Source organism: Streptomyces sp. LZ34, from assembly GCF_053890475.1.
Map to the genome: position 1 here is coordinate 3,310,659 of NZ_CM132680.1, position 25,498 is coordinate 3,336,156.

Below are 25,498 nucleotides of genomic sequence, written 5' to 3' on the forward strand. Positions count from 1 at the left end.
GCCGCGTCGCGCGGGGTCACTTCGCCGGGCTGACCACCATCGCCGAGCCGCCGCCCCGCCGTACGGTCTCCGCCGCCGCGAGCCAGCGCCCGCCGGACAGCCGCTGCACGCCCGTCGCCGCCCCGATCTCGGGGTTCTGCTTGAAGGAGTGACCCAGTGTCGTGAGCTGTCCGCGCAGCGGGCTGTTCCACAGCCCCGGCTCCAGCTCGGTCTGCGCGGCGTTGCGCTGGCTGGCGCGTGGCGCGGCGATCGCGTCGACCAGCGGCATGCCGCGGTCCAGGTGGTTCAGCAGAGTCTGGAGCACGGTGGTGATGATGGTGGCGCCGCCGGGCGAGCCGAGGGCGAGGACCGGGCGGCCCTTGTCCGTCACGATCGTCGGCGACATGGACGAGCGCGGCCGCTTGCCGGGGCCGGGCAGGTTCGGGTCGTGGACGGCGGGGTTGGCGGGCGCGAAGGAGAAGTCGGTGAGCTCGTTGTTGAGCAGGAAGCCACGGCCCGGCACGGTGATGCCGCTGCCGCCGGTCTGCTCGATGGTGAGGGTGTAGGCGACGACGTTGCCCCACTTGTCGGCGACCGTGAGGTGCGTGGTGTTCTCGCCCTCGTACGTGGTGGGGGCCGCGGTCCCGCCGGTGTCGCAGCCGGTGGGCCGGCTGGGGTCACCGGGCGCGAGCGGGCTGCTCAGCACGGTGTCGGCCTTGATCAGGCAGGCCCGCGAGTCGGCGAACCGCTGCGAGGTGAGGCCCTTCGTCGGCACGTCCTCGAAGGCCGGGTCGCCGACCCAGCGGCCCCGGTCGGCGAAGGCTATCCGGCTCGCCTCGATGTAGCGGTGCAGGTAGTCGCGGTCGCTGAGCTTGGTGAGGTCGGTCTTCTCCAGGATGTTGAGCGCCTCGGCGACCGTGGTGCCGCCGGAGGAGGAGGGGGCCATGCCGTACACGTCGAGGCCGCGGTACGAGGTCTTGGTCGGGGCCTGGCGCTTGACCTTGTACGCGGCGAGGTCCCGCGCGGTCAGATCGCCGGACCGTACGACGCGCTGCGCCGTGGGGTCCACGGGCGGCTTGCGCACCGTCTGGACGATGTCGCGGCCCAGCTCGCCCTTGTAGACGGCGCCGACGCCCTTCTTGGCCAGCAGGGCGTAGGTGCGGGCCAGGTCGGGGTTGGTGAAGGTGGAGCCGACGGCCGGCAGCTCGCCGCCGGGCAGGAACAGCTTGGCGGTGGCCGGGAAGTCCTTGAAGCGGGCCTGGTTGTCGGCGGTCTGCTGACGGAACGTCGTGTCGACGGTGAAGCCGTCGCGGGCGATGCGCTGGGCGGGCCTCAGCACCTGGGTGAGCGAGCGGGTGCCCCAGGTGTCGAGCGCGGTGTCCCAGGTGCCGGGGGTGCCGGGGGTGCCGATGCCGAGTCCGCTGGTGACGGCGTCGGCGAAGGGGATCGGCTTGCCGTCCTTGTCCAGGAAGAGCTTCTCGTCCGCGCTGCGCGGCGCGGTCTCGCGCCCGTCGAGGGTGAACACTTTGTGCTGCTTGGCGCTGTAGTAGACGAAGTACCCGCCGCCGCCGACGCCCGCCGAGTACGGCTCGGTGACGCCGAGCGCGGCCGCGGTGGCCACGGCCGCGTCCACCGCGTTGCCGCCGTGCCGCAGCACCTCGATGCCGGCCGCCGAGGCGTCGGCGTCCACGCTGGAGACCGCGCCGCCGTAGCCGACCGCCACCGGGGTCTTGGCGGGCGTACCGGCCGGGGCCGCCTCGTCCGCCGCGCCGCCTCGCGCCCCCGCCGGGGCGATGCCGAGGGCGACGACCAGACCGGCCGTCGCGGCGAGGGCCGGCAGTCGGCGCAGAGCCGTGGAAGTGGCTGAACCGGCTGTTGGCGCGGCTGTTGTGGTGGACGATGCGGCTGGTCTTGCGGGGTGCTCCATCCGGGCCTCCAAGCGAGCGGCAGGGGCCGGAGCCTACCGGTGACCGTCCCGGAAACGACAGGGGGCGCACAGGAGGCGAACGCGCCCACATGCTCGAACAAACACCCGCATCACGGCTACGATGCCCGGCCATGACTGACACCGTGCAGGACCTGATCGCTTCCGGCGCGGCCCTGGTCGTGGGCCTGGCCCTCGGCTGGGCCGTGCACTCAGCCTACGCGCGCCGCAAGCGCACCCGCGAGCAGAGGTTCTTCGGTCTGCCGGACGGCTCGGAGTGCGTGCTGGTCACGCACCGGGACAGCACGTCCGCGCACTGGAGCATCCCGCGCCATGACGCGCTCGCGCTGCTCGGGCTCGCCGCCGTCGTGGAGAACTGCGGCGCGCACGCCGAGGTGGCCCCGCACGACACCGGGCTACAGGGCTTCGGCGCGCGCACCGAGTTCTGCGTCGGCGACCCGACCGCGCACCGCCGGCTCGCCGCCCATATGGGGAATCTGCTGCCGGGCGTCGCGGTCCACCAGGGCGACGAGACCCAGGAGCGCGGCTCGTTCACGATAGGCGGGACCGAGTACCGTCCGGAGCCTGGTGAGGTGGAGCATGTGCTGCTGGCCCGGCTCTCGGCGGCCGAGGGCGGCCGCCCCGTGTTCCTGGCCGCGGGCCAGCGCCCCGTCACCCACCGCGCCGCGATCCGCCACCTCGTACGCAACCGCACCCGGCTGGCCCGCAAGTACGGCGCGCACGGCTCCTTCTGCCTGCTGCTGAAGGTCATCAACTCCCAGGCGTACGGCCCGGACGTGGTCGAGCTCGTCGCGGATGTCACCAAGGCCGCGACCTCGAACCCGGGCGGGCGCTCGCGCGCCGCCCACAAGTCGGACTGAGCACATTTGCGGGGAATACGGGACGGCGATACGCCGACGCCATGGCGTGTCGCCGTCCCACAAGCCCAGGGAGCCGCACGCATTGATCGTTACCCATGCGTAACTTACCCGGCTATTACCACGGGTAAGTCGCCATGGTTACCGTCGGGTCACTTAAGGGCTGTCAGGCGCCGGACACGCCCTCCCGCCGGTCCACTCCCCCTTCAGGAGCGACAGTGACCCACGCCCGCAAACCCCTGCGCGCCACCGCGGCAGGCGCCGTCTCCGCGACCGTGCTGGCCGGTGCCGCCCTCTGTCCCGCCCCCGCCGCTCAGGCGGCGCCCCTGGCCCCGCCGCCGACCGCCGCCCAGTCGGCGGGCTCGTCCGTACGGTTCGTCGACATCCCCGGCGACGGCGGCGTCACCCTGGCCGCCAACGTCGTCACCCCCAGCGGCGCCAGTGGCTCCGACGGCTCGCAGCGCCTTCCGCTCGTCGTCCTGCCCACCAGCTGGGCCCTGCCCCAGGTCGAATATCTCGCCCAGGCCCAGAAGCTGGCCGACTCCGGCTATGTCGTGGTCAGCTACAACGTCCGCGGCTTCTGGCAGTCCGGCGGGGAGATCGAGACCGCCGGTCCGCCCGACGTCGCCGACGTCTCCAAGGTCATCGACTGGTCGCTCGCCAACACCCCCGCCGACCCCGACCGGATCGGCATGGCCGGGGTGTCGTACGGCGCCGGGATCAGCCTGCTCGCCTCCGGCTTCGACAAGCGGATCAAGGCCGTGGCCGCGATGAGCGGCTGGGCGGATCTGGTCGGCTCCATCTACAGCGGCCGCACCCAGCACGCCCAGGCCGCCGCCCTGCTCAGCGGGTCCGGTGAGCTGCTCGGCCGCCCCAGCGCCGAACTCCGGCAGATCTTCCAGGACTTCCTCGGCTCGGACCTCGCCAAGGAGAAGGACATCGTCGCGTGGGGCAAGAAACGCTCCGCCGCCACCTACCTCGACCGGATCAACGCCAATGGCGCGGCGATCATGCTGGCCAACGCCTGGGGCGACTCCATCTTCCCGCCCAACACCTACGCCGGCTTCTACGAGAAGCTGACCGGCCCCAAGCGCCTGGAGTTCCGGCCGGGCGACCACGCGACCGGCGAGCTCACCGGGCTGCTCGGCCTGCCCAACGACACCTGGAACGACGCCAGGCGCTGGCTCGACCGCTACGTCAAGGGCGAGCGCAACGGCATCGACCAGGAGCGGCCCGTCCAGCTCAAGTCCCGCACCAGCGGCGGCTACGAGGGCTATCCGAGCTGGTCTGCCGTGCCCTCGGCGCAGCGCAGGGTCGACCTCGGCGAGACCCGGGAGATCGCCGCGAACGCCGACTCCGGCGCCAACGCGGGCACCGTGCTGCTGACCGGCGCGCTGGACCAGTTCCTGAAGATCCCGCCGCTGGTCTCGGTCCCGCTGCTGTCGCGCGACCGCGCCGCCGTCTGGCAGACCGGGCGGTACGACGCGGCGCAGCGCATCCGCGGCACGGTGACGCTGCACACCACCGTCACCAGCGACAAGTCCAGCGGCACCGCCGTGGCCTACCTCTACGACGTGGACGCGCTCGGCGTCGGGAAGCTCATCACCAACGCCCCCGTCACCTTCCACGACCGCACGCCCGGCACGCCCTTCGCCGTCGACCTCGACCTGTTCTCGACGGCGTACGACGTCCCGGCCGGACACCGCCTCGCGCTGGTCGCCGACACCGTCGACCCGCTGTACATCGAGCACAACCCCGACGGCGCGCACCTCACCTTCTCCTCCCCCCAGACCGACCCCTCGTATCTGTCGGTCCCGGTCCGCGACTAGGCGAGCCGTCGCCCGCCCCTCGCGAAGGGCTGCGCGGACGGCCGGAAGGTCGTCCGCGCGACCGCGTGGCTCAGCTCGTCGCGCGCACGGCGTCGCGGATCAGGTCCGCGACCGCCGTCGGCCGGGATACGGCGACGGCATGGGACGCACCCTCCATCTCGACGGTCACGGCCCCCGCCCGCTTCGCGCCGAAGCGCTCCACCTCGGGGTTGATGGCCTGGTCCGCGCCGGCCACGATCGCCCAGGAAGGCTTTGTCTTCCAGGCGGCCGCGGAGGCGGTCTCCGTGAACGCCGACACGGCGAGTGGACGCTGGGAGGCGGCCAGGACCTTGGCGACGGCTTCGGAGACATCGGCGGCGAAGACCGCGGGAAAGGCCTCCTCGGCGATGCCGACCTCCTCGGCGAGGTCGCCGCCTTCGACCGGGTAGGTCCACTGCTTCAGGCTGCTGACCAGTGCGGAGGCGGGGAAGCGGCCCTGTAGCTCGCCGAGGCTTTCGCCCTCTTCGAGAACGTAGGCCGCGACATAGACGAGTCCGACGACGTTCTCCGTGGTGCCCGCGACGGTGATGATCGCGCCGCCGTAGGAGTGGCCGACGAGCACCACGGGGCCGGCTGTCCGGGCTGCCACGGAGGCTATGTAGGCGGCGTCGGAGGCCAGGCCGCGCAGCGGGTTCGGGGGTGCGATGACCGGGATGCCGTGGCGCTGGAGTTCGTTGATGACCCCGAACCAGCCGGCCGCGTCCGCGAACGCGCCGTGAACGAGGACCACCGTGGGAGTGGAAGTGGACATGTGCTGGCTCTCTCCTCCGGGTGGGCAGTTGAAAGGTCGCCTTTTTTCTCACTGAGAAACGGAGGCCGAGGCCTGCCACTCCCTCGGGGACATGCCGTAGGCCTGGCGGAAGAGCCGGCTGAAGTGGGATGGGCTGGCGAAACCCCAGGTCTGCGCCACCGCGGCCACGGTGCGCCGGCGGTTCGGCGCCCGGGTGAGGTCGAGGCGGCAGGAGTCGAGTCTGCGCTGTCGCACCCACGCGCTCACCGTGACGCCATCGCTCTGGAACAGCTTGTGCAGGTAGCGGACGGATATGTGATGCGCGCGGGCGATCGACTCCGGCGACAGGCCGGGATCCATCAGGTTCTTCTCCAGGTAGGCGCGGATGCGGGCGAGCATCTCACTGCCCGCGTCCGGTACTTCGGCTCCGCGAGATTCAAGGAGTTCCGCCACGAGCAGCGCGACGAGATCCACGGCGTTGAGCGCGAGCCGCCGGCCGCTTTCCGAGGCGTGGACATCCACCTCGCCGGTGAGCATGGTCAGGAATTTCGAGACAAGCGCGGCGACGCCCCTGCCGCCACTCACCTGCGTATCCGCGAGGAAGCACAGGTCGTCTCCCGAAATGCCCAGGTAAGAGCAGGGTATTCGAAAGAACGCGAAGCCGTCGTGGCGAAGGTAGGCGGACCGCGGGGAGTCGGCGAGAACCAGATCGCCAGGCCCCGGAGACGGCTGTGACTCCTCGCCCGGAGGCCGCCGCGAACCGGAGATGTTCAGCCCCAGATACAGGCATTCGCTCTCTCCTCCCGGCGACGGCCAGGGAAGGACCGTGAAGCGCCCCGAACCGTCGTGGGGAACGCGTTCAATCATTTGCTTTTCCGTGTTTTTTGGCATGCATGATATGAACGACTTGGTCATGGTGAACTCCAGTCGCACCAGGTTTGGTTATTTTGCCGTAAGGGTTTCCGCGTCGCCCCGAGTCCTATGACAGGAATTTATCGACAACGGAATTGAAAGCGGGCGGGTTCTCGAGGAACGGGAAGTGTGAGCTCGCCACGCCGGTCGGGAAAACATGGAGCCGGGCATCGGGGATCCGGCTTGCGATGAACCGCTGTGAACTGGGGTTCACATGGCTTCCGTCGCAGCCGATGACCAATGTCGGCACGTCGATACGGGGAAGGACATCGCGCCAGTCCTGCGCGCAGTGGTCGAAGAGGAGGGGTACTCCGGCGTAGGCCGGCGTCGACTTGATCTCCTCGGCGACGAAGGCGAGGAGTTCGCGGTCGGGGTCGCCGGAGAACATGCCGCGCACGAAGTCGTCACGCGCACGGTCGCCGTCGGGCCCGGCGAGCGCGGCACCGAGTTCCAGCAGGCCGGCCACGTCGAAGATGGCGCCGCAGTCCTGCTGCTGCTCAGGGCTCATCCAGGGGACGGCCGCGACGGCCGCCGGCTGGTCCACCGCGACGAACCGGCGGATCCGGCCGGTGCCGTACCGGTCCATGAAGCTCCACCACACCGAGACGCCCATCGACCAGCCGAGCGCGTCGAAACGGTCGAGCCCCAGGTGGTCGACGAGGTCGAGGACGTCGTGGGCCAGGCGTGCGACGCGGTATCCATGCCGCGGCTTCTCCGACACTCCATGGCCCCGCAGATCCAGCGTGACAACGCGACGGGTCGGGGCCAGACCGTCCAACTGGTGCCGGAACATCCGCTGGGTCTGACCCCAGCCGTGCAGCATGATCAGGGGGACTCCGGCGCCCCCGCTGTCCCGGTACACCAGCCGCACACCGTCGTTCGTCGTCAGCTCGCCCATGGCCCTCTCCGTCCTCCCCGCCCGACCTTCGTGGCAGATCCCGGTCCACCGCGTCGGCGACCGCATGTGCGTACAAGCCACGCCATGGTCGGCGCCCGCATAACCCATTCTGGATTCACCGGGCCGGTCGCCACCACCGCGCTACGTAGCGATTGGCGGAGGAAAACCTCATCACTCTGTAGCGCCCGGGCCGGCCGGGGCAGGAAAGGTATGAGCCCGCTCACCCGGCGGTGTTGTCACCGCGCGGCGCCAGGAGCTCGTGGATGCGAAGGCCCAGATGCAAGGTCAGCCGGTCGGCGCCGCTGTCCAGATCGAGCCCGGTGACCTCCTGGATCTGCCGCAGCCGGTAGTACAGCGAGGTCCGGTGGATCTGGAGTGCTTCCGCGGTCCGGGGTATCGAGCCGGCGTGCTCGAGAAAGCACCGCAGGGTCTCTTCCAGCCGGTGCCCGCCGGGAGCCTCCAGCAGAGCGCGCAGCGGCCTCGGCAGCAGGGTCTCGTTCAGGAAGCGGTCCGGAAGCTGAAGGAGCACGGCGAACTCCCCGAGCTCCTCCCAGTCGCCGATGCCCTTCAGATGAGGCATCCGACGCGCGGCGCGGGCCGCCACGAGCGCCTGCTCGTAGGAGGTCCACGCATCAGCCACACCGCTCTGGCGGCCGCCGATGCCGAGCACGGGAGCCGCCGAGGCGTCGAGGTAGGTGGCGAGCGCTTCGATGATCTGGGTGGACTGCTCCGTGAGCTCCTGCCGGCTCATCGGCCGGTCGCCGAGCTGGAGCAGGATCGCCTGGTCCGCGGTGACGGCCACGATGCCTTGTGCCGACCGGGTCTGGCGGAACCTCTCCAGCGAGCCGCGCAGCGCGACCTCCACCTGCCCAGGAGGTTCCTGGGAGGGAGAGAGCTGGACGACGCTGACCACGGCCTGCGCGGCGTCGGGGAGCAGCCCGCGGTCGAGGAGCCGCTGCTGGGCAGCGCTCCGCTCGACCGGGCTCGCGCCGAGCAGCGCCAGCAGCAGTTCCTGCGTCCCCGTCTCCTCCGCCCCGGCCGCCAGGTGCTCCGCGTACATCTGCGCGGTTATGGCCGGGGTCGCCTGGGCGATGGCGTCGGTCTCCTGCGGCGTCAGCGTCTTGTCCGGTGAGACGACCATCAGCAGGCCGAGCAGGTGCCCGTGGGTGCGCAGCGGTACGCAGTAGCGGGCGAGCAGCCCCAGGTCGTCGCTGCCCTCGATGTACCCCGGCTTGGGCCACTGGGCGACGCCCTGGTCGAGAACGTACCGGATGACCTCGCTGTCGGCGCGGCCCTGGAGAAGGCTGCGGATGCGTACCGGGTCCTCGTCGCCGAAGTGCCGGCTCGAGCAGATGAACCGGACGAGAGGATCGTCCAGGACCACGGAGCGGCGAAGTTCCTCCGCGAGCTTCTCGACGAGCGCCTGCAAGGCGTCACTGCCCACGCGAGCTCGTTGCAGCCGTTCAGCCATAGCGTTCCTCTCTCACGGCCTTCTTTCTACAAGTCGTGAAAGTGGGAGAGCAAATCTTCGACAACCTGAGGACGGCGTGGGGTACGCGTGGCCCGTTTCGGGGGCGGGTCGGCCGGGTCACGTCCGTGTGTCGCCCGGCGGGAGCATCGTGGCGGGCTCGGCCGGGGCCACCTCCACCGCCTTGGTCTTCGGGCTGCGCCGCTCCTGCTTGGCGACCCAGTTGGCGAACCACGACAGCAGCATGCACATCCCGATGTAGACCGGGGAGATGACCATGACGACCGGGATGAAGGGGAGGCCGTAGTCGAGGTTGCCGGCGATGAGCTTGCCCGCGTGGAGAAACTCCTCGTAGGTGATGAGAAAGCCGAGCGAGGTGTCCTTCAGGGCCACCACCAGCTGGCTGATGATGGCCGGGAGCATCGCGCGCACCCCCTGCGGCACCAGCACCTGCGTCATGACCTGCGTCTTGCGCATACCGAGGGAGTACGCGGCCTCGCGCTGCCCGCGCTCGACGGAATTGACGCCCGCACGGAACACCTCGGCGAGCACCGAGCCGTTGTAGAGGGTCAGTCCGGTGACGAGCGCGGGCAGTGGCTGCACCTTCAGCGCCACGAACACGAAGAAGATCATCACCAGCACGGGCATCGCGCGGAAGAACTCCACGACGAGTGTGGCGACCCAGCGCACCGGGCGGTGGTCGGACAGCCGCCCGGCCGCGAGGACCGCGCCGAGGGCGAGGGAGAAGACCGCGGCGAGGGCGAAGGCCTTGAGGGTGTTGCCGAGGCCGCGCAGCAGCAGGAGCTGGATGCCCTTGTACTCGAAGGGCCGCCACTTCTCGGCCGCGAACTGGCCGGTGTCGATGAGCAGATAGACGATCCAGCCGATCAGGAGCAGCAGGACGGCCGCGGCGAGGAGGCCGTAGGTGCGGTGGCGGGCCCGCGCGTGGGGGCCGGGGATGTCGTAGAGGGCGCTGGCGGAGGTCATCGGGGCACTCCCCAGCGGCGCTCCAGCACATGGAACAGCCCGCTGATGGCGAGCGTGATGATCAGATAGCCGAGGGCGATCCAGACGAAGGTCCAGATGATGCTGTAGCCGCGCTCATTGAGCGGTTTGTAGGTGCCGAGCAGCTCGGTGACGCTGAACGATCCTGCGATGGCGGAGTTCTTGGCGAGCGCGATCAGGGTCGAGCCGATCGGCGGGATGACGGTGCGGAAGGCCTGCGGCAGCACCACCGTGCCGAGCGTCTGCGGGAAGTTCATGCCCAGGCTGCGGGCCGCCTCGCCCTGCCCGACCGGCACGGTGTTGATGCCGGAGCGCACCGCCTCGCAGATGAACGCCGAGGTGTAGCAGCCGAGCGCGAGCACCGCGAAGGTGAAGAACGGCAGGATGAGCCCGAAGCGGGGCAGGCCGAGCATCACCGCGAAGAAGAGCAGGGTCAGCGGCGTGTTGCGGAGCACCGTCACCCACCCGGTGCCGAAGGCCCGCAGCGGGGCGACGGGCGCCACCCGGAAGCCGGCCATCAGGACGCCGAGCGCGAGCGCGAGCAGCGAGGCGTAGACGGTCAGCTGGACGGTGCCGAGGAAGCCCTCGCCGTAGAGGGAGAAGTTGTGCGTGAGAACGTCCATGGGGGGTGGTCCTGAGCTCGATCGGAGTGGGTTTCTCAGCGCGGCGGGTAGCGGTCGACGCGGGGTGGCTCGGGGGCGGGCACACCGGACAGGCCGAGGGTCGCGTTGTACGCCTTCAGCCAGTCGCCGTTGCGCTCGTGGGCCTCGATGGCGTTGTCGAGGGCGAGGCGCAGCGCGGTGTCCTTCTTCGGCACGCCGATGCCGTACGGCTCCTTCGAGAACGGCTTGCCGACGACCTTCAGCTCCTCCGGGGCCTTGGCCGCGTAGCCCAGCAGGATGGTGTTGTCGGTGGTGACCGCGTCCACCTGGAGGCTGATGAGGTTGTCGACGCAGACCGAGTAGGTGTCGTACGCGACGGCGTGGGCCTTGGGGTAGTCGGACTGGATGCGCATCAGCGGGGTGGAGCCGGCCACCGAGCACACGGTCTTGCCGGCCAGGTCCCGCGGGCCGTGGATGTCCTTCTCGTCCTTGCGGACCAGCAGCGACTGGCCGGCCATGAAGTAGGGGCCGGCGAAGCCGACCAGGCGTTTGCGCAGCGGGTTGATGGTGTACGTGCCGACGTAGTAGTCGATCTGGCCGTTCTGGAGGGCGGTCTCGCGGTTCGCGGAGGCGATGGTCCTGAACCTGATCGTCTTCGGGTCGAAGCCGAGCGAGGCCGCCATCATCTTGGCGATCTCGATGTCGAAGCCGGAGTAGCGGCCGGTGGCCGGGTCCTTCTCGCCCAGATACGGCTGGTCCTCCTTGACGCCCACCACGAGGTGTCCGCGGCGCTTGGCCTTCCGCCAGGTGGGGGAGGCCGTCAGCCGGAAGCCGGTGGCCACCTTGTAGGCGGGCAGCGCCTCGGGCTTGGGCCCCTTGACCGGGGGGCTGCCCTCCTTGCCGCAACCGCCGGCGGCGAGCAGCGCCAGGGTGAGGGCCAGGGCCGCGAGCGCGCGGCGGATGCGCGTCATGTGGTCCACCCGGGGGCTCAGTGCTTGAGGATCTTGGAGAGGAAGTCCTTGGCGCGCTCGGTGCGCGGCGCGGCGAAGAACTCGTCCGGCGGGCGGTCCTCGACGATCTTGCCGCCGTCCATGAACACCACGCGGTTGGCGGCATAGCGCGCGAACCCCATCTCGTGGGTGACCACGACCATCGTCATGCCGTCGCGGGCCAGCTGGCGCATGACCTCCAGCACCTCGTTGATCATCTCCGGGTCGAGCGCCGAGGTCGGCTCGTCGAAGAGCATCGCCTTCGGGTCCATGGCCAGCGCGCGGGCGATGGCCACCCGCTGCTGCTGGCCGCCCGACAGCTGCGCGGGGTACTTGTCCGCCTGGTCGGCGAGCCCGACCCGCGCCAGCAGCTCGCGGGCGCGCCGCTCGGCTTCCTGCTTGGTCCGGCCGCGCACCTTGAGCTGGGCGAGCATCACATTGGCCAGCACGCTCTTGTGGGCGAAGAGGTTGAAGGACTGGAAGACCATCCCGACGTCGGCGCGCAGCCGGGCCAGCTCCTTGCCCTCCTCGGGCAGGGGGACCCCGTCGACGGTGATGACGCCGGAGTCGATCGACTCGAGGCGGTTGATCGTCCGGCACAGGGTCGACTTGCCGGAGCCGGAGGGGCCGATGACGACCACCACCTCGCCGCGGCCGACGGCGAGGTCGATGTCCCGCAGGACGTGCAGCGCGCCGAAGTGCTTGTTGACCTCGCGCAGCTCGATCAACGATTCGCCGACGGCCATACCGGGCCACACCCACTTTCAGCTGTGTCGGGCTCAGCGCAAACTATCCGCACATAAGGGGTGTCTTGCCGACGACACGCATCAATGGGTATTTAACCCCCCAGAGGGGCCGGGCGGGGGAACGCGGCTCGAACGCGGCTCAGATCTCGGCGACCTCCGCGTACACATACGAGAGCTCGGGCGCGCCGTCGGCCGCCCACTCATGGCCCGCCCCCACCACGTCGATCTCCCGCCCGGAGGCGAGCCGGACGACGGGCCGCCCGTTGGGCCACACCTGCCACAGGGCGCCGGGCACGGTACGGATGATCACCGTGCCCAGATACAGGCCGGCGTCGTTGCCGAGCCACGGCACCTCATCGGGGTCGTCGCGCCAGCGCGGCAGCAGCTGGTCCAGCGCCTCCAAGGAGGCCGCCGAGTCGTCGAGTCCGACCCCCACGGACGCCGCCCGGGCGCGCAGCAGCTCACACTCCGACAACAGCTGGGCCACGCCCTGCGGATCCGCCTCCCGAGCGGTCATGACAGCCGTGCCGTGCGCCTGGTCGTGTCGCTTGCGCCAGTTGCCCAAGAACGGGATGTTCATACCACTCAGCCTGGCACCCCCACGCCCAGCACACCACAGGGCGCGCGGGCTCCCGTGATCCGATCATTGTCTTGACGACACCCATCCGTCTCCCTACGTTCGTCCCGCACCTGTCGGATCACCGGTTGGGTTGGTTGCGAGAGGGGACACGCATGCTCGTCGGCAGACGGTGGACAGCGACCGCGTTCGTCACGGGAGGTGTCGCCCTCTCCTTCGCCTGGACGGCGGCGCCCGCGGGCGCCGCCGCGCCGGGGTCGCCCGGCGAAGAACCCCGAAAGCCGCTCCCCTTGGAGCGGCTTTTCGACAACAAGGCGGTCAGCGACGACGCCGGCCCCGGCGGCGCGGACTTCGACGGGGCCGGCAACTCGCTGTCCGCGCAGGATCTGCGGGCCGCCGGCTGGGCCCCCGGCCGCACCCTCACCATCGACTCGGCCCGGCTCACCTGGCCCCGGACAGCCGACAACCCGCGCGCCGACAACGTACGGGCCGACGGGCAGGCGGTACGGCTGAGCGGGCGCGGCGACGCGCTGTCCTTCCTGGTCGCGGGCACCGGCGGCGAGGCGAGCGGCACCGGCGTCGTCCGCTACCGCGACGGGTCGAGCAGTACGTACACGCTCACCGCCCCGGACTGGCGCTCGGGCCCGACGGCCACCCGGGCCGTCGCCCTCCCCCACATCAACAGCGGTGCGGGGCAGCGGGTGGAGACCGCGCGGCTGTACGCGGTGACGGTGCCGGTGGAGCGCGGCCGGGACATCTCCTCGGTGGTGCTGCCCCGCGACCCGGGCGCGGCCGATCTGCATGTGTTCGCCGCCTCGGTGCGCCGGGCCGCCGAGGGCTGGACGGGCAGCTGGTCGGCGAGCACCAGCGGCTATACGGCGGTCGGCCCGTGGACCGACCAGACGCTGCGGCTCGTGGTGCACACCAGCGCGGGCGGCCCCCGGGCCCGGATCCGGCTGGCCAACACCTTCGCGGCGGCCCCGGTGCGGATCGGCCACGCCACGGTCGCCCTCCAGGCGGGCGGCTCGGGCGGCTCCGGCGGTGCGGCGACGGACGGCGACCCGGTGTCGCTCACCTTCGGCGGCCGGGAGGGGATCGAGATCGCGGCGGGGGCGCAGGAGTTCAGCGACCCGGTGGGCTTCGATGTCCCGCCGGACGCCAATCTGCTGGTGAGCATCCATCTGCCGGACCCGGTCCAGGCGGTGCCGGTGCACAGCCAGGCCACCCAGCGCTCGTATCTGAGCCCGCCGGGCAGCGGGGACCACACGGCCGACCCGGGCGGCGAGGCGTACACCGGCACCCTGACCACCTGGCCGTTTCTGACCGGTGTGGACGTCGGGGGCGGGCCGGGGTCGGTGGTGACCCTCGGCGACTCGATCACCGACGGCACCAAGTCGACCACCGACGCCAACCGGCGCTGGCCGGACGTACTGGCCCGGCGGCTGCGCGGCCAGTCCGACGTCCCCGCGTACGGGGTGCTCAACCAGGGCATCTCCGCCAACCGCGTGGTGACCGACCGCTACCCGGGCGAGGGGGTGAGCACGGACACCGGCGGGGTGAGCGCCGAGCACCGGCTGGAGCGCGATGTGTTCGCCCAGACGGACGTCCGCACGGTCCTCGTCTTCGAGGGCATCAACGACCTGCGGTGGGGCGCCTCGGCCGAGCAGCTGACCGCCGGGCTGCGCGCCATCGCCCAGCGCGCGCACGAGCGGGGGGTGCGGGTGGTGGTGGCGACGATCGCGCCGTGCGAGGGCGAGTCCCTGTGCACCGCGGACGTGGACGTCCGGCGCACCGCCGTCAACGCCTTCATCCGTGAACACGGCGGCAACGGCGGGGAGTTCGACGCGGTGCTGGACTTCGACGCGGTGGTGCGGGATCCGCTGCGGCCGCAGCGGATCCTGCCCGCCTACGACAGCGGCGACCATCTGCACCCCGGCGACGCGGGGCTGGAGGCGATGGCCGACTCGATCGACCTGCGGCAGCTGACGGGGTGACGAGCCGCGGCGGGCGGCTCGGCCCTCAGACGTCGAGGTCGACGACGACCGGCGCGTGGTCCGAGGCGCCCTTGCCCTTGCGCTCCTCACGGTCCACATACGCGTCGCCCACGGCCTTGGCGAAGGCCTCGTTGCCGTACACCAGGTCGATCCGCATGCCCTTGTTCTTCGGGAAGCCCAGCTCCCGGTAGTCCCAGTACGTGAAGGGGTGGTCGTACTTCAGGGGGCGCGGCATCACGTCGGACAGGCCCACCTCGCGCAGGGCGGCCAGCGCCTCGCGCTCCTTGGTGGTGACATGCGTCGAGCCCTCGAAGAGAGCGCGGTCCCACACGTCCTCGTCGGCCGGCGCCACATTGAAGTCGCCGAGGACGGCGAAGGGGCGGCCGGCCGCCGCGTCGGCGGCGGAGGTCCGCAGGGCCTCGAGCCAGCGCAGCTTGTAGTCGTAGTGCGGATGCCCGATCTCGCGGCCGTTGGGCACGTACACCGACTGGACGCGGACGGCGCCGCAGGTCGCGGCGAGGGCGCGGGGCTCCTGCTCGCCTTCGTAGTCCGGGCCGCCGGGCAGGCCGGGGGTCACCTCCGCCAGGCCGACCCGGGAGATCACCCCCACCCCGTTCCACCGGCCGGTGGCGTTGACCGCGGCCTCATAGCCGAGCTCGCGCAGCGGCTCGTACGGGAAGGCGCTCTCGGCGCACTTGATCTCCTGTATGCACAGCACGTCCGTGCCGCTGCTCTCCAGCCAGGCGAGCAGGCGGGGCAGCCGCGCGGTGATCGAATTGACGTTCCAGGTCGCGATGCGCATAGGGGACAACCTACCGCGCGGGTCCGACAACGCTCACCGCGTAGGAGACCCTCAGACCGTCGTGCTCTCCCCCGGCACCAGGTGCACATGCTCGGCGCCGATTCCGGGGCCCTCGGGGCCGAGCATGCGGCCGTAGAGCAGCGGCGCGACGTCGGACAGCAGGGCATCGTGGATGTCGAGCGCGCGGCTCGGCGCGACCTCGCGGACGTAGTCGACGATCTCGGCGAGCTTGTTCCACGGCGCGTGGACCGGCAGCAGCAGGGTCTCCACCGGCCGCCCGGGCACCGTGAGCGCGTCGCCGGGGTGGAAGACGGAGCCGTCCACCACATATCCCACGTTGGTGATCCGCGGGATGTCCGGGTGGATGACGGCGTGCAGCCGACCGTGGACCTCGATGTCGAATCCCGCGGCGGTGAAGGTGTCGCCCTCTCCGACGGTGTGCACTCGTCCCGGGAAGGCGTCCGCGATCTGCTCGGCGACGGCGGCGAGCGTCCAGATCCGCGCGGCGGGGTTGGCGTCGAGCGCCGCGCGCAGCCGCCGCTCGTCGAAGTGGTCCATGTGCTCGTGGGTGACCAGGATCGCGTCCGCGCCGACCGCGGCGTCCTCCTCGCTGAACGCGCCGGGGTCGATGACGAGCGTCTGGCCGTCCTTCTCCAGCCGGACGCAGGCGTGGCCCTTCTTGGTGAGCTTCATGGAGATCATTGTGCTCCCGGCGGGCGCGCCGGGCGCTCCCGGGGCAGCGTCACCCCCCGGGCAGCGTCACCCCTCGGGTGTGGTCTCCTCGCGGATGACCCGCTGGGCCACGGCGAAGGCCGAGTTCGCGGTGGGCACCCCGCAGTAGATGGCGGTGTGCAGCAGCACTTCCTTGATCTCGGCGGGGGTCAGCCCGTTGCGCAGCGCGGCGCGGGTGTGGAAGGCGAGCTCGTCGAGGTGGCCGCGGGCGGCGAGCGCGGTGAGGGTGATCACGCTGCGGGTGCGCCGGTCCAGGCCGGGCCGGGTCCACACCTCGCCCCAGGCGTAGCGGGTGATGAAGTCCTGGAAGTCGCCGGTGAACTCGTCGGCGTTGGACTGGGCGCGGTCCACATGGGCGTCGCCGAGCACCTCCCGGCGCACCCTGATCCCCTTGTCGTACGCGTCCGAGCGGGTGTCGACGAGGGCGGAGCCGGGCTCGACGTAGCCGATCTCGGCGACCGGGGCGCCGGTGACCGGAACGCCGTTGAAGGGGGCACCGTTCACGGGGGCGCCGTGCACGGGGACGCCGGTGGGCGGCGCGGTGGCGAGCGCCGCCCGGGACGCGGGGGCGGGGATCGCGGTCATACCGGTCGGCTGGTCCGCGGACTGCCAGGAGGTGGAGAAGTGGCGCACCAGGAGGTCGGTGACGGCGATGGGCTGTTCGACGGGCGCCAGGTGGGAGGCGCCGGGGACCAGCGCGAGCCGGGCGTCGGGGATCCCGGCGACCAGCACCCGGGCGTCGGCCGGCGGGGTCACCTCGTCGTCGGCGCCCACCACGACCAGGGTCGGCGCGCCGATGCGGCCGAGCTCGGCGCGGATGTCGAAGGCGGCCAGGGCTTCGCAGGCGGCGATGTAGCAGCCGGGGTCGGTGGTGCGGACCATCTGGACGGACCAGTCGACGATGGCGGGCTGGCCGGCGGCGAACGCGAGGGTGAACCAGCGCTCGGGGGTGGCGCGGGCGATCGGGTCGAGGCCGTTGGTGCGGACCACCACGCCGCGCTGGCGGAAGGAGTCGGCGGTGCCGAAGCGCGGTGAGGCGGAGACGAGCGCGAGGGAGCCCACTCTGAGCGGATGTCGCAGCGCGAGCTCCGCGCCGATGGCCCCGCCGATCGAGCAACCCGCGTAGCCGAAGCGGTCGACGCCCAGCCCGTCGAGCGTGGCCAGGAGCCGCTCGGCGAGGTCGGAGACCGAGGCGGCGGGGTGGGCGGGGGCGCCGCCGTGGCCGGGCAGGTCGAACCGCAGCACGCGCCAGCGGCGGGACAGCTCGGGTATCTGGCGGTCCCACATGTGCCATGTGGTACCCAGGGAGGGACCCAAGATCAGGACAGGTGCGTCTTCTGGCCCGTCAAAGCGGTATTGCAGGGTGTTCGGTGGTGTCTCGCTCACCCGTCAGACCCTCTCATCTCTCACGGACGCCCCTATAACGGGGGGACGCTGGATACCGTCCTGCCCAGGTTGAAGACCTCTCGGGCGGCATATCGCTTGAGGCATCGGATGATCTCACGTCGGGTCTTGCCCTCCTGCGTGCGGCGTTCGTAGTACGCCTGGGTGCGGGGTCGAAGCGCAGCCGAGTGAACACAATGCGGTGCAGGGCCGCATTGGCTTGCCGGTCGCCCCCATGGTTGAGCCGACGCGAACTCCGACGGCCGGAGGAGTACTCGACGGGGCTGACTCCGCACAGAGCGGCGAAGGATGCCTCTGTGTTCAGCCGCTCGAGGTTGTCTCCCATAGTGATCAGGAGAGTGACGGCGCTGTCCGGGCCGATGCCCACCGGTATGAGCAGTTGCGGGGCGTGGCGTTCGACGAGCCGAGTCAGGCGCCGGTTCAGCTCATCGATCTGCCCGGTGAGCTGTTCGATGCGCTCGGCGAGCATGCTCAGGGTCATATGGGTGGCCCGGACCACCGCGTCCGGTCGGCTATGACCAGGACGGCCTCGATCTGGTTGATCGCCTGGGTGCGGGCCTTGACCGCGGAGTCCTTGGCGAGTTTGAACATCCGAGCGCTATGCACCGGACCGTCGCCGGTTTTCGCCCGGGCCCGGGCGCGACCACTGAGCACAGCCCGCGCAGCAGCCTGCGCATCGACCGGGTCCGACTTCCCCAGCAGACGGCGGGCTGTGCGGTCGGGCCGGTTCACTTCGTACACCTGGATGTGCTGAGCCAGCAGGTAGCGGGACAGGCCCGCTCCGAAGGTGCCGGTGCCCTCCACACCGGCCCGGCGCACCGCCCCCAGCTTGCGAGCCCAGACGAGCAGCCGGCCATACCCTGCCGCCGTGGCCGGAAAGGACCTGGTACCCAGGACCTCACCCAGCGTCGAAATCACGGCGGCGACGTGAACCTCACCGTGTGTGTCCACGCCCAGGACGACCTCGCCCGGATCAGGCGGGACCGTGCTGGAGGAGGTACTGCGCTGCCTGGTCGTCATGGTGGTTCGCCTCCCGCATGGTGGGGTGCTGGGTAGCCGACACCGGCCTGCTCGGGCGGTCTGAACCGTGATGGCGCCTGATCGTCGGCAAGGCCCCTATTGGGACACGCCCTGTGGCTCGGTGACAGCAGACAGAGTCAGACCCCCGCCCGGGACAGCGCTGCGCAACCTTCGCACAGTACCGGCATGATGGCATCGCCTGATCACTCCCGGAAGACTTCGCCCGGATCAGCGACCAACCACGTCCCCAGAAGTGGAGGATGAGTTAGTTCATCGCCGCTCGTGACCGCCGATGACGGACACCCGGCCCTTGGGCAGGCCCGCCCCTTCAAAGGTCCGCACCATGGCGGCACCACGGGTGATCACCGTACGGGGTCGGGCTTGAGCAGCACGATGCTGCCGAGCGCCAGGGCGGCCACGACGGGGCGGATGCCGAGCTCGCGGGGCGGCCCCACAGGCGCGGGACACTCAAGATCATGCTTGCCGAAGGTCTTGTGCTTGCGCAGGCGGCGGCGGTTGTAGAAGGTCTCGATGAAGTTGAAGACCTCGGCGCGGGCGGTGGCCCGGTCGGGCCAGGTTCGGGTGCCGATAAGCGGTCGGTGCGGCCATCGACGCGATCACGGCCACCTTCACGGACGACCGCCGCGAGTTCAGCGCCCGGCTCCGCCCGGTCATTGCCGGCAACAGCGAACTGCAGGAGCGCGCCACCTTCAAGCGCGCCCGTCTCGCCGGAGCCATGTCAGACGCACTCCACAAGCGCGGCGTACAGGAACCGACCGCGAGCCTTGCCGCCGAACTCACCAAAGCCGCGCTGGGTTGGCAGCTCGGGTCCTGTCAGGACAGTGCCCCCTCGGGCGTCCTCCCTTTTGGCTGCTCTGCCCAGACGGTCTTTCCCTGATCCCAATAACGGGTACCCCACTGGTCCGCGAGGGTGGCGACGATGAACAGCCCTCGGCCAGTCTCGTCGATGGTGCGGGCGTGTTTCACGTGTGGAGCGCAGGTCGAGGCGTCGCTGACCTCACTGGTCAGCATCTCGTCAAGGATCAGGCGTAGTTGCAGGGGCGGAGCGCCGTAGCGGACCGCGTTGCCGACGAGTTCGCTGACGATGAGCGCATTGGTGAACGCACTCTCCTCGTCCACGCCCCAGGCATCCAGCTGGCGCCGGGCCGCTGAACGGGCGATCTGGGCGGCCTCGGGGCCCGGCGGCAGGGAGAGGGCCAGTACCTGATCCGAGGGCAGCGCTTTCGTACGGGCGAGCAGCATCAGTGTCTCGTCGGTCGGGTGGCCGTGTGTGAGCGCATGCGTGATGTCGTCGCGCAGCTCGGGAAGACTCCGCTTGCTGCCGCGGTCCAGGAGCGGGCGCAGTGGCCCTGCCAGGACCTCGTCTGCGAGTGGGGCCGTGGCCATGGCCAGGGTGGTGCCTTCGGGGAGGCTGACCGTGGTCGCGGGAAACGGGGCGCTGCCCGCTCCGGCGAGCAGGGGGCCTGGAGGCACGGCCACGGTGGATGAACTGCCGTCGGGGAAGAGAACGACTGGCTCCGGGAGACCGGCACGGGCGAGGGTGCATGTGAGAGTGACCGGGTCGTAGATCGCGATGGCGCAGCTGGCAGTGAGCGGCTCATGGTGCAGGGGATCCCCAGGGGGCAGTGCGGCACGTTCAGCTGCGAGACGGATCGCGGTGTCGCTCAACCGGGCCAGTAGCTCGTCGGGCCCCAGGTCCAGCGGGGCCAGTGAGTGGAGGGCCGTCCGAAGCTGTCCCATGGTGGCCGCCGCGGCGACGCCTCGTCCGGCGACGTCGCCGACGACCAGCGCGGTCCGTGCGCCGGGCAGCGCGATCGCGTCGAACCATACGCCGCCACCCTCCGGACCGGGAAAGTGCAGTTGGCAGACCTCCACGGAGCTTGGCGTGGCTGGATGCTGGGGCAGAAGCCTGCGCTGGAGAGTCGCTGCGATGGTCCGCTCGCGGGTGTACCGACGGGCGTTGTCGATGCAGAGAGCGGCGTGCGCGCATACGTCGGACGCGAGCTGAAGGTCCTCCTCCTCGAAGGGATCTTCTTGTTGGTGGCGGTAGAAGCTGACTACGCCCAGGGCATGACCGCGCAATGCCAGCGGTGCCACGATCAGAGAGTGGACATCGGACCGCCTGATGGACTCCGCTCGGGCTGGGTCGGCGGCGAGCCACGCGCTGTCGGCATCGATCGGGACGAGCCGCGGGCGGAGGTCGGACAGTACGCGCGAGTAGGGGGTGCCGGACGGCAGCGGGCGCACGTCTCCCACCGGGTATGCCGAGATCCGTCCCCGGAAGGCTGTTCGGCGTAGGGGAACGTCCTGGTGGACGGGGACCAGTGGAGGGTCCTCACCGCGGACGACGTCGTCGATGACTTCGACGACGGCGATGCCGGTGAAGGCAGGCACTACTGCGTCCACCAGTTCTCGGCACACAGCCAGCACGTCCAGCCGCCGCCCCACCCGTGCGCGGACCGCGTCCAGGAGGGCCAGGCGTTTCAGCGCGTTCTCACGCTCGGTGACGTCGACCGCGGACGCCACCAGACCGAGCACGTCCCCGCGGCCGCCCTCCAAGCGGGCGATGGAGACGGAGCAGATGCGGCGTCTGTGCAGGCCAGGCACCTCGCCAGCCCGGACGAGCAGGTTCGGTACCGGCACTCCGCTCTCCAAGACCCTGCGAGCCACCGCGAGCGCTTCGTCAGGGTCTTCGAGTTCGAACGCCTCGGTGAACCGCTTGCCGAGCAGGTCTGCCACTGGCGTATCGCGCAGCCAACGGGTGCCGGTGTTCATGCGGACCACGCGGAGTTGGTTGTCCAGGACGTGCAGTCCCACCGGGGACTGGGTGAACATGGCCCTCAAGACCGCCACGTCCTGCCGTGAAACGGCGTCCGCTGCCGCGCGTACCTGCCAAACAACGGAAGTGCCGCGCAGCTCCGGCGTGACCAGTACCGGGGCTCCGTCAGAGAGGCTGCCTCGGCGCCCTCCGTCCCCCGCGTTGATCTCACGCATCAGCGCGAGGACGGACTGGCCAACGGCCTCCTCGGCGGACCATCCGAACAGCTCCTCAGCAAGACGCTGCCACTCGATCACCCGTCCGTCCTCAGCGATGATCATGAGCACGTCGCGGTCGGGCACTGAAAACACCTCCCGCTCTCATCCCCGGGTCCATGCACCCCCCGATCTGCGCAATGCACCCCTCCACCAGTTCAAGCGCGTGGCGGTCCCCCGGCAACCCGACCCGGGTGCTTCAAGCTGTCACGGCAGGCTGATCGAACTCCTGAAGAGGATGCCGCGAAAGCCGCCCTCCCCTGCTCCACAGACGCCGGACGCACTGCGTGTTCCCGCCGTGCGCGAACAGGCCGCCACCGTGCTCGCCCGGGGTGGAGTGCTGGTCCTGGCCGGGCTCACTCCGAAGCCTCTCACCATCACGGACAGCACCCGGTTCAGCTTCCTCCGTAACCAGGGGAAACGCATGACGACGCTGGTCCTCATGGTGCTGTTCGTCATGCTCAACTTCACCACCTGCGGCGGCATCTTCGAACCGGAGCTGCAGAACGGCTTCTTCGGCGCGCTGCACTCCTTCTGGAACGGCCCCGACTTCGTCGAGGGCGCCCGCAGTCTGCTCTACTTCGACTCGGCGGGCCTGGGTGGCCGAATGCTCTCCCTGGTGCTCTGGCTGGTTGCGGGCCTGCTGCTCGTGGCCGCGGCCGCGGTGACGGAGCGGCGCAGCACCACTGTCCGGGCATCCATTCCTTCAGCGGAGGCGGACGCCGAGGAGGAAATGGGCGAGGCCGTCGCAGTGTGATCGCCCGGACGGCCAGGGGGCGGTCCTACGGCCTGAGGTAACACCGCTTCTCTCTGCCGCCGGAGTGTCGATGCCTCGCACCCGCCACAAAACCGATCAACGTTGTCACCTACGGCTGAGCCGTCAGCGGTTGTCAGCATGTGGTGGCGCTGGGGCGCCGGTGGGACGCATGGCCGGCCACGCACTTATGGCGCTCCTACAGTGAGTAGGTGGGCGTTTCGGCGACTGACGCGGTGCGTGCGGCCACAGCAGAGGTCGACTACGCTGCGCTCTTCGCTGCTACCCCCAGCCCATGCCTGGTGCTTCTCCCGGACCTGGTGATCATCGCAGTGAACAGGGCATTCTGCCAGGCAAGCGGGCGCACCCGCGATGATCTGGTCGGACAACCCTTCTTCGACGCCATCCCGGTAAACCCTGCAGACCCCGACGCAGATCAAGTACGCCACCTGGTGACGGCCTCGCTGGAGCGGGTGCTCTCCACCCGGGAGCCGGACACGATGGCGCTGCCGAAGTACGACGTCCCTGCCGCGAGCCGACCTGGGGTGTTCGAAGAGCGCTGGTGGTCCACGACCAACACGCCGGTTTTGGGGCCGGAGGGGCAGGTGAGGTGGATTCTCCTCCGGGTGGAGGATGTGACCGCCTACGCCCGTGCAGGGCGCGCCAGCAACAAGCCCGGCAATACGCAGCAGATGGAGGCCGAGCTGTACGAACGCACCGGGAAGGTGCAGCGCCTGAACGAAGAGCTGCGCCGGGCCAACGCCCGCCAGCGACGGATCGCCATCAAGCTGCAGGAGGCAATGCTCCGCTCACCCGGCCTGGCCCTTCACCAGGATGTCGCGGTGCGCTACCTGCCCGCGGTCGACTCTTTGAATGTGTGCGGCGACTGGTACGACGCTGTGGACCTGCCCGACGGCCGCTTCTCGGTGACCGTCGGGGACGTGGTCGGCCACGGCTTGGAGGCAAAGGCGCCAGTGACGACATCGCCCTGGTTGTCGTCCGGCTGTGAGAGTGAGCTTGCCGCACTTCCTGACGAAGGGTCCCCGGCGTCCTACTCAATGTCGGGTTCGGGAGGCACCAGACTCCGCGACGTCGTCACGGCGCTGATCCAGCTCCGTGACGACCTACTGACACGGACTCCTGCCACCACGCCGACCAACTGCTGCTGGCACCGCTCGTGCGACAGTTCTAGCGGGGCATCAGCCGTGTCCGCCCAGCACGATCTTCCACACTCGGGTCGCCACCTGGAGGTTGAGCCGGTCCTCGACGTTCGCGAGGTCGTTGCCGCTGATGTCGCGGATGCGCTGGAGCCGATAGCGCAGCGTGCTGCGGTGGATCGCGAGGGATTCGGCGGTCTCGTCGTAGTTGCCGCCGCAGTCGAAGTACCGGGACAGGGTCTCCACCATGGCCGTGTGGTGCCGGGAGTCGTAGTCGATGAGCTGCCCGAGCCACTCGTGGACGAACGTCTCTAGTTCCCGGTAATCGTTGCCAGGTCCCAGGATGCGGTAGAGGCCCAGCTCGTCGAAGAACGTCGTGCCGTAGCGCTCGCGGGAGTGGCGGCGCACTTCCAGGGCGCGCTGCGCCTCCTGGTAGCGGTGGGGGATGTCGTCCAGGGAGTCGCAAGGGGCGCTCACCCCGATCGTCCCGGACCGTGTTCCGGTCTCCCGGGCGAGCGCCTCGTACAGCGCGCGGGCGTGCGGCCTGTCGTCGGCGACCAGGACCACGTGGTCGGAACGTCGGGTCAGCAGCGAGCGCATGCCCACGGCAGAGGCCGCCCGGCCCACGGTCTGCGCGAAGGAATCGTCCGCAGTCCGGTTCGACCACTGCACCACGACGATGTAGTTGCTGCGGTGCAGGTCGTGTCCGACTGCCTCGGACCGGGCGTAGGCGCTCGCCTCGTCCGTCCCTGCCAGGAGGTCGTCGACCAGCTCGCGGTGCAGCCTCAGCTCCACTTCGGCCAGATTACGCAGGTGCGCCAGCTCCAGGGCGAGTGACGTGGCGGCGTGTTCCAGCGCGAGCACGGTGTGCTCGTCGGCCTCGGCCCGGGCATCGACCAGGGCCAGCACGCCCAGGATCTCGCCGTGCGGGCGAGCCAGGGTGATCAGCCGGTCCTTTATCCGCACCGGCCCGACCTCCCGGGCGACGGCGTGCAGCATTTCGTCCTGGCGCACGGGGTCAGGTTCCGGATAGGGGTCGGGGCGGCTGGGGCCGGTCCAGGACCTCAGCCGACCGAAGCGGTCCTCGACCAGCGCGGGGAGTCCAGTGAGCCCGTGCAGTACGCGGGTGATGGCTTCCTCGCCGCCGCCCGAGGCAGCGACGTCGGCCATGAGCGCGTGAACGGCCCGCAGGTACCCCGACTCAGCCACGACGGAGATCAGCCGCCCCTGGAGGGCTGTCCGTTCCTCCCTCAGCCGGTACAGCTCCAGCGCGTCCTCGCGTTGGCGGCGGTGTGCGAAGGCGACCGACAGTGCAGCAGCCGTGTGCCGGACGAGCGTGGCGAGCAGGGATCGCTCGGCCTCGGTGGGCCGGGAGCGGGACGTCACCACGAGGTAGCCGTGGAGTCCCTCAAGTCCGCGTAGCCCCAGGGCCCGGCCCCAGGGCCGGCCGGGTACGGTCACAGGGCCGTCCTGCCCGGCCAGCTCCCGCAACCTCCGGTCCACGGCCAAGGCATGGATCTGCCCGTTCCTCGGGCTGGGGACCAGGTCGCCGTCCACCTTGAGGTATCCGGCCTCGGCGCCGTACGGCCCTGCGGCGGCGATGTGGTCCATGGCCAGGCGCAGGATCTCGCCTTCGTCCCGGGTGTCGAACAGGGCGCGGGAGAGCGCCATCAGTTCGTGGGGGGCATGGTCGGCCGGGGTTGGAGCGGGTGGGCGGGGCCCTCTCCGCGCGGCCGTGGGGTGCCGCCCGCCGCTGCCCCGCGGGGGGCTGCCCTCCCAGTCGGAGCGGCGGCGGTACAGGTTGTGCGCCCGGCTGCCGGCCATGGGATCACTCCGTTCTCCCCGAGCCTACAGGCGAGCGGTGGAACCCGCTCTCGGGCCGGCTCATCCGAGATGTTCGGATTCTTCCTCTCGTACTCGTGGGGCGATCGGACCCGTGCATTTCTGACTCGCCAGGCGCAGGCGTGGAGCCACTCGGCTCGCCACCCTGGGGAGTGTTCGAAAC

At 70.4% G+C, this 25,498-nt stretch carries 19 protein-coding genes and 2 pseudogenes; 5 read left to right on the plus strand and 16 right to left on the minus strand.

Features of this window, described 5'->3' with window-relative positions; translation table 11 throughout:
• Positions 1–16: 16 nt before the first annotated feature.
• Positions 17–1,906, minus strand: coding sequence for a gamma-glutamyltransferase (gene ggt, locus ACWY4P_RS12535; RefSeq protein WP_456210614.1), 1,890 nt, complete (start codon positions 1,904–1,906; stop codon positions 17–19).
• A 131-nt stretch (positions 1,907–2,037) separates the two neighbouring features.
• On the opposite strand from ggt, the gene ACWY4P_RS12540 reads away from it, so the two are divergent.
• The gene (locus ACWY4P_RS12540) at positions 2,038–2,784 is read left to right on the plus strand and encodes a hypothetical protein (protein WP_456210615.1); all 747 of its coding nucleotides are present in this window, start codon (positions 2,038–2,040) and stop codon (positions 2,782–2,784) included.
• Between the two features lie 215 nt (positions 2,785–2,999).
• Complete coding sequence (locus ACWY4P_RS12545) at positions 3,000–4,610, plus strand: alpha/beta fold hydrolase (RefSeq protein WP_456210616.1); 1,611 nt, start codon at positions 3,000–3,002, stop codon at positions 4,608–4,610.
• A gap of 70 nt (positions 4,611–4,680) precedes the next feature.
• Here ACWY4P_RS12545 and ACWY4P_RS12550 read toward each other — a convergent pair whose 3' ends face one another.
• The 9 genes from ACWY4P_RS12550 to ACWY4P_RS12590 all read right to left on the minus strand — a co-directional run bounded on the left by ACWY4P_RS12550 (position 4,681) and on the right by ACWY4P_RS12590 (position 12,579).
• Positions 4,681–5,400: an alpha/beta fold hydrolase gene (locus ACWY4P_RS12550; protein ID WP_456210617.1), complete on the minus strand. Its 720-nt coding sequence runs from the start codon at positions 5,398–5,400 to the stop codon at positions 4,681–4,683.
• A 48-nt stretch (positions 5,401–5,448) separates the two neighbouring features.
• Complete coding sequence (locus ACWY4P_RS12555) at positions 5,449–6,294, minus strand: helix-turn-helix domain-containing protein (RefSeq protein WP_456210618.1); 846 nt, start codon at positions 6,292–6,294, stop codon at positions 5,449–5,451.
• Between the two features lie 64 nt (positions 6,295–6,358).
• Positions 6,359–7,189, minus strand: a complete 831-nt coding sequence (locus ACWY4P_RS12560) for an alpha/beta fold hydrolase (protein WP_456210619.1) — start codon at positions 7,187–7,189, stop codon at positions 6,359–6,361.
• 220 nt (positions 7,190–7,409) lie between these two features.
• Positions 7,410–8,633: a PucR family transcriptional regulator gene (locus tag ACWY4P_RS12565; RefSeq protein ID WP_456210620.1), complete on the minus strand. Its 1,224-nt coding sequence runs from the start codon at positions 8,631–8,633 to the stop codon at positions 7,410–7,412.
• A 144-nt stretch (positions 8,634–8,777) separates the two neighbouring features.
• Positions 8,778–9,644, minus strand: coding sequence for an amino acid ABC transporter permease (locus ACWY4P_RS12570; protein WP_456210621.1), 867 nt, complete (start codon positions 9,642–9,644; stop codon positions 8,778–8,780).
• Positions 9,641–10,285 carry an amino acid ABC transporter permease gene (locus ACWY4P_RS12575; RefSeq protein WP_456210622.1) on the minus strand — a complete coding sequence of 215 codons (645 nt, stop codon included), beginning with the start codon at positions 10,283–10,285 and terminating at the stop codon, positions 9,641–9,643. The genes ACWY4P_RS12570 and ACWY4P_RS12575 overlap by 4 nt, the downstream gene beginning before the upstream one ends.
• A 35-nt stretch (positions 10,286–10,320) precedes the next feature.
• Entirely contained in the window at positions 10,321–11,235 is a 915-nt protein-coding gene (locus ACWY4P_RS12580; RefSeq protein ID WP_456210623.1) for a glutamate ABC transporter substrate-binding protein, read from the minus strand.
• Positions 11,236–11,252: 17 nt separating this feature from the next.
• On the minus strand, positions 11,253–11,999 hold the full coding sequence (locus tag ACWY4P_RS12585; protein WP_456210624.1) for an amino acid ABC transporter ATP-binding protein: 747 nt from the start codon (positions 11,997–11,999) through the stop codon (positions 11,253–11,255).
• Between the two features lie 139 nt (positions 12,000–12,138).
• A complete protein-coding gene (locus tag ACWY4P_RS12590) occupies positions 12,139–12,579 on the minus strand; it encodes a DUF6278 family protein (protein WP_456210625.1) in 441 nt (146 codons plus the stop codon).
• Between the two features lie 152 nt (positions 12,580–12,731).
• Between ACWY4P_RS12590 and ACWY4P_RS12595 the strand changes: the two genes are divergently transcribed.
• A complete protein-coding gene (locus tag ACWY4P_RS12595; RefSeq protein ID WP_456210626.1) occupies positions 12,732–14,570 on the plus strand; it encodes an SGNH/GDSL hydrolase family protein in 1,839 nt (612 codons plus the stop codon).
• A gap of 25 nt (positions 14,571–14,595) precedes the next feature.
• On the opposite strand, the gene ACWY4P_RS12600 is transcribed toward ACWY4P_RS12595, so the two are convergent.
• The 5 genes and pseudogenes from ACWY4P_RS12600 to ACWY4P_RS12620 all read right to left on the minus strand — a co-directional run bounded on the left by ACWY4P_RS12600 (position 14,596) and on the right by ACWY4P_RS12620 (position 21,669).
• Positions 14,596–15,372 (minus strand): exodeoxyribonuclease III, encoded by a 777-nt coding sequence (locus tag ACWY4P_RS12600; protein ID WP_456210627.1) that lies wholly within the window; start codon positions 15,370–15,372, stop codon positions 14,596–14,598.
• 51 nt (positions 15,373–15,423) lie between these two features.
• A complete protein-coding gene (locus ACWY4P_RS12605) occupies positions 15,424–16,065 on the minus strand; it encodes an MBL fold metallo-hydrolase (RefSeq protein WP_456210628.1) in 642 nt (213 codons plus the stop codon).
• A 66-nt stretch (positions 16,066–16,131) separates the two neighbouring features.
• Positions 16,132–17,490, minus strand: coding sequence for a bifunctional 3-oxoadipate enol-lactonase/4-carboxymuconolactone decarboxylase PcaDC (gene pcaDC / locus ACWY4P_RS12610; RefSeq protein ID WP_456210629.1), 1,359 nt, complete (start codon positions 17,488–17,490; stop codon positions 16,132–16,134).
• A 32-nt stretch (positions 17,491–17,522) separates the two neighbouring features.
• Positions 17,523–18,528: pseudogene (locus tag ACWY4P_RS12615) on the minus strand (IS110 family RNA-guided transposase).
• 834 nt (positions 18,529–19,362) lie between these two features.
• A complete protein-coding gene (locus ACWY4P_RS12620) occupies positions 19,363–21,669 on the minus strand; it encodes a SpoIIE family protein phosphatase (RefSeq protein ID WP_456210630.1) in 2,307 nt (768 codons plus the stop codon).
• A gap of 211 nt (positions 21,670–21,880) precedes the next feature.
• On the opposite strand from ACWY4P_RS12620, the gene ACWY4P_RS12625 reads away from it, so the two are divergent.
• Both ACWY4P_RS12625 and ACWY4P_RS12630 read left to right on the plus strand, forming a co-directional pair.
• Entirely contained in the window at positions 21,881–22,339 is a 459-nt protein-coding gene (locus ACWY4P_RS12625; protein WP_456210631.1) for a hypothetical protein, read from the plus strand.
• A gap of 233 nt (positions 22,340–22,572) precedes the next feature.
• Positions 22,573–23,307 (plus strand): annotated as a pseudogene (locus tag ACWY4P_RS12630) (PP2C family protein-serine/threonine phosphatase); the annotation flags it as partial.
• 228 nt (positions 23,308–23,535) lie between these two features.
• Here ACWY4P_RS12630 and ACWY4P_RS12635 read toward each other — a convergent pair.
• Positions 23,536–25,317, minus strand: coding sequence for a PucR family transcriptional regulator (locus tag ACWY4P_RS12635; RefSeq protein ID WP_456210632.1), 1,782 nt, complete (start codon positions 25,315–25,317; stop codon positions 23,536–23,538).
• Positions 25,318–25,498: the final 181 nt, after the last annotated feature.